Source organism: Phyllobacterium sp. P5_D12 (assembly GCF_054049495.1).
In genome coordinates this window covers 1-1108 of sequence record NZ_JBFUMG010000949.1, presented here as the reverse complement: position 1 = coordinate 1108, position 1108 = coordinate 1, and the positions used below count along the sequence as shown (strand labels likewise).

Annotated in this window: 1 protein-coding gene and 1 pseudogene; both read right to left on the bottom strand. The window is 57.6% G+C overall.

Features of this window, described 5'->3' with window-relative positions:
• The coding region (lnt, locus tag ACXJ5O_RS27890; RefSeq protein ID WP_457302742.1) for an apolipoprotein N-acyltransferase at positions 1 to 862 on the bottom strand (862 nt) is incomplete at its 3' end.
• A gap of 64 nt (positions 863 to 926) precedes the next feature.
• Positions 927 to 1108: pseudogene (locus ACXJ5O_RS27885) on the bottom strand (magnesium/cobalt efflux protein); the annotation flags it as partial.

The window sequence follows — 1108 nt, the reverse complement described above, 5'->3', positions numbered from 1 at the left end:
CTGCTGTTTCCGGCCAAACGATGAGCTGCGGTTTGGGTTTACCGTCCTTGGGTACTTCACCGGTCATGGCGAGGTATTTATCCATTATGCCCCGCCGTGCGTCGGCATCCCATTTGAGATCCTGCGCGATCGATGGTTGGACCACACGCACTTGCAGCCCCTTGGCCTCGACCTTTGCATTGCTGAGACGATAGACGCCGAATCCGACGTGGGCAGATACCAGGACAAGTGCGAGAATAGTGCCAGTTCTCAGACCATGCCGACCTGCCAGCAGCGCAGGCATTGAAAAAACGATCACGGCTAGCGCATTCATCGCGAGCAGCCCGACGATGACCGATGATTGCATCAGAACCGGCACCGGCATAGCCGCATAGCCTATGGCGTTCCAGGGAAAGCCCGTCAGAACGAACGATCGCAGCCATTCGGCAATTCCAAAGCCAAAGGACAGCGCGAATATTCGGCCAAGACCATCGCTCCACAACAGCCGTGCGAGCGCTGCCGCAAGGGCATAAAAGATGGCGAGGAAAGCAGGAAGCCCGAGAATGGCGAAAGGTATGGCCCAGGCAAAATTGGCGGCGTCGACAAGCAAAGCATTGCCGATCCACCAGAGCCCGAATACGAAATAGCCAAAGCCGAACCACCAGCCCACCATCGCGGCCGGTAGCAAGCGGCGGATCGGTCCAGCGCCAGAATTGTCGACGGCCCCATCAATAAGCCAGACAAGAACCGGAAACGATATGAAACAAACGGCAAAGAAATCATAGGGCGGAAGCGCAAAGCTTGCGAGCGCGCCCATAAGGAACGCCAGCGCAACCCGCTTCCAGCCCGACAGAAGAATGATTTTCCCCGCCAACCGTTGCATTACGCCCGTCTCTTTTTCGGCTCGGGATATTGTGACATTCACAGGCGCGACACGAGGAAAACGATCATTGGCCATGATCCGACGGCTGATCCGCAGGATCTTCTTGCTTGACAGGGCGGGTTGGCCGGCGTTCMGCCGCGTGGCGTAGAGGCACAATACGTACCTTGCGAATGCGTCGGGGGTCAGCTTCCAACACGTGAAACTCATACCCAGGGACCGCCTGCACCATCTCGCCCCGTACCGGAA